A 3,364-nucleotide genomic window follows, 5' to 3' on the forward strand; every position below is an offset into this window, starting at 1 on the left:
GCCGAGGAACAGCAGCCGCGCAGGAAAAAGCGCGACCAGCAGCAGCAAACCGAACAGGCGCCGGCCGAACAGGCCGCGCCAGCCGAGGAACAGCAGCCGCGCAGGAAGAAGCGCGACCAGCAGCAACAGACCGAACAGGCGCCGGCCGAACAGGCCGCGCCAGCCGAAGAACAGCAGCCGCGCAGGAAGAAGCGCGACCAGCAGCAGCAAACCGAGCAGGCGCCGGCCAACCAGGCGGAACCGGCCAACGACAATCAGCCCGGCGAGCAGGCCAAGCCGCGCAAGAAGAACAGGCAGGACCAGCAGGCCCAACCTGAAGTCGCCCCGGCACCGAAAGAGGCTCCCGCTGGAGAGGCGACGGCCCCTGCCGGCGAACAGCCCGCGGCCCAGGGCGAGCAGCCCCAGGACACGACGAAGAAGCGTGTCAGGAAACCTGTTGGCGAGCAGCCGGCCACAGCCGAACAGCCAGCCACCGGCGAACAACCGGCCAATGGTCAGACGGCAGCACCGGCACAGGGCGAAAACCCGGTGCAAGGCGAAGCACCGGCCGATCCAAACGCCGCTCCCATCCTGGACAGCCAGAAGGACGCCGAACGCAGAGGCGGCCGCAAGCAGGGCGACAAGATCGTCCCCCAGGATGGCGAGCAGCAGAATGGCGGGCAAAATGCCCAGCAAGGTGGCGATCAAGGCCGTAAGCCGGTGGCTGCTCCCATCGACCAAGGTCCGCCGCCCACCGACGACAGGGCCGCACAACAGGAGATCAAGCCCGAGAAGATCGCGCCGGTGACCGAGGAAAAGGGCACGCGCGTAGAGCGTGCGCCCGATGAGAACGTCCGTGACCGCCGGCGTCCGAAAGGCGTCGACGTCGTCAGGGAACTCGGCGACCGCGTCATCCTGCAGTTCAACAACCAGACATTCGTCGAGAGCAATGACGCCCCGCGCATGACCCGCGGCGCCAGGAACGTCTACTATGAGGATCTGTCGGGCGACCGCACCCGGGAAATCGTCGAGCGTGACAACGGTGTTCAGATCGTCACCATCCGCAACCGCTATGGCGACGTTATCCAGCGTTCGCGCATTGCGCCGGATGGACGCGAATATGTGCTGAGCTATGTCGATGAGCGGCACTATGAGGACGACAGCGACTGGCGCGATCCCGGCGATGATCTGCCGCCGATGCGGCTGACAATCCCGCGCGAGGAGTACATTCTGGACTCCGAGGATGTCGAAGATCCGGACGACTACTACACCTTCCTCGAACAGCCACCGGTGGAGAAGGTCCAGCGCCTCTACTCGATCGACGAGGTCAAACGTTCGGCACGCGTGCGCGACATCGCACGGCGCGTCGATCTCGACACGCTCAACTTCGAATTCGGCTCGGCCTCGATCTCCGACACCGAAGTGCAGAAGCTCGAGGGCGTCGCCACCGCAATGGAGAAGCTGTTGAAGAAGAACCCGGCCGAGACCTTCCTGATCGAAGGTCACACCGACGCCGTCGGCACACCGGAGGCTAACCTGGCTCTTTCCGATCGCCGCGCAGAATCGGTGGCCGAGGCCTTGACCAACGCCTTCGGCATCCCGCCGGAGAACCTGACGACACAGGGCTATGGCGAGGAGTATCTGAAGGTCAATACGTCGGCGCCGAACCGCGAGAACCGGCGCGTCGGCATTCGCCGCATCACCTCGCTGGTGGCACCTGTGGCCAGCAACAATTAGGTCATGATTTCAAACCCATGACCCGGTTTGTGGAATCGGCACGAGAAGCATCCATCCCCGGCACCGCCGGGGATGGATGGATGTGACGGGTTCAACAAGAATTGTACGGGCATTAGACACGGCTCATTGAATCGCGAGCCCAGCCACCCCAGATTCGGTGCTGGGCGTTCCCTGCCCCGTCCCGGCTCCAGCGGGACGCATTGAACCCCGCCGGACCTTGTTCGGCGGGGTTTTTTGTCTTGCAAACGGTGGCGGCGTGGCCGAATACGGCCATTGTCTGAGAGATAACCAGCCGGAATCATCCCATGAAGCGTCTCGAACTCGCCATCGAATCGATCATTCTCGCTTCACGCTGGTTGCTCGTCGTTTTCTATATCGGCCTGGCCCTGGCATTGGCCGTCTATGCGCTGTCATTCGGCAAGAAGCTTTATGAGTTCATTACCCTGGCGTTCACGCTCGGTGACACCGACACTATCCTCAAGATGCTCGGCCTGATCGATGCCGCACTGGTTGCCTCGCTCGTGGTGATGGTCATCATCTCGGGCTACGAGAACTTCGTCAGCCGCTTCGACGACCAGGAGGGTGGCGTGCACTGGCTGGGCACCATCGATGTCGGCTCGCTGAAGGTCAAGGTTGCCTCGACCATCGTCGCCATCTCGTCCATCCACCTTTTGCAGGTGTTTTTGAACTCGTCGACCTACACGACCGAGCAGTTGATGTGGCTGACCATCATCCATCTCGCCTTCGTCGTCTCGGCCCTCATGCTCGCCTATATCGACCGGCTGATGGGCCTCGGCAAAGGCAAGAAGGATGAGGCGTAAGCAAGCGCCTGCCGGACCTTGAATCACTCCGGCAGGGTTGGCGCCCTATCGCTTTGTGAGCAAGGCTTTGCCGTGGCTCAGCCACGGCGGATGGCTTAGCTCGACGCTCACAATGACGCGGATCTAGTAGATGCTCTTGATCTTGCTGTCCGTGCGGGCAAACACCTCGTCAGGGACAAAGAAATCTCCGGCCAGAGGCCCGGTCGCACCTGGCGCATAGGCTGAAAAGTCGCTGACGCCCTCGGCGCGCAGCACCTCCTCGTCGATGTAGAAATTACCTGTTGTCTCGCGCGCCGGCCGCATGAAGATGGCATGCGCGGCGTCGGCCATGATGTCGGGCAAACGGCTCATCGCCGCCACCGTCGCGCCGCCGAGCAGATTGCGCACCGCCGCCGTGTCGATGGTCGAGATCGGCCACAGTGAATTGACGGCGATGCCGTCCTTGGCGAACTCCGCACTCATGCCCAGCGTGCACATCGACATGCCGAACTTGGCCATCGTGTAGGCGACGTGGTTCCTGAACCACTTGGCCTTCATGTCGAGCGGCGGCGCCAGATTCAGGATGTGAGCATTTTGCGCCAACTTCAGGTGAGGAATGCACATTTTCGAGACCAGGAAGGTACCGCGCGTGTTGATCTGATGCATCAGATCGTAGCGTTTCATGTCGGTCTCGAGCGTGCCGGTGAGTTGGATGGCGCTGGCATTGTTGACGCAGATGTCGATGCCGCCGAATTTTTCCACGGTCCTGGTGACCGCCTCGGCCACCTGCGCCTCCTCGCGGATGTCGCACAAAACAGGCAGCGCCTTGCCGCCAGCCTGCTCGATCT

The 3,364-nt window shown here is 62.4% G+C and carries 4 protein-coding genes; 2 read left to right on the forward strand and 2 right to left on the reverse strand.

Annotated features, from left to right (window positions below):
• A partial coding sequence (locus EN749_RS32860; RefSeq protein WP_245491548.1) for a hypothetical protein occupies positions 1-687 on the reverse strand: 687 nt, incomplete at its 3' end.
• 12 nt (positions 688-699) lie between these two features.
• On the opposite strand from EN749_RS32860, the gene EN749_RS32865 reads away from it, so the two are divergent.
• Positions 700-1,716: an OmpA family protein gene (locus tag EN749_RS32865; protein ID WP_245491549.1), complete on the forward strand. Its 1,017-nt coding sequence runs from the start codon at positions 700-702 to the stop codon at positions 1,714-1,716.
• Between the two features lie 305 nt (positions 1,717-2,021).
• On the forward strand, positions 2,022-2,537 hold the full coding sequence (locus EN749_RS32870; RefSeq protein WP_127809627.1) for a TIGR00645 family protein: 516 nt from the start codon (positions 2,022-2,024) through the stop codon (positions 2,535-2,537).
• A gap of 123 nt (positions 2,538-2,660) precedes the next feature.
• Here EN749_RS32870 and EN749_RS32875 read toward each other — a convergent pair.
• Positions 2,661-3,364: NAD(P)-dependent oxidoreductase (locus tag EN749_RS32875; protein WP_145991107.1), on the reverse strand; the 704-nt coding region annotated here is incomplete at its 5' end.

Origin of the sequence: Mesorhizobium sp. M7A.F.Ca.ET.027.02.1.1, from assembly GCF_004022985.1 — a bacterium.
In the GTDB taxonomy this organism is placed as follows: domain Bacteria; phylum Pseudomonadota; class Alphaproteobacteria; order Rhizobiales; family Rhizobiaceae; genus Mesorhizobium.

What these genes read in the sequence shown, in the direction of transcription:
- EN749_RS32870 (WP_127809627.1), top strand. Translation starts at nt 2,022, where the DNA reads ATGAAGCGTCTCGAACTCGCCATCGAATCGATCATTCTCGCTTCACGC.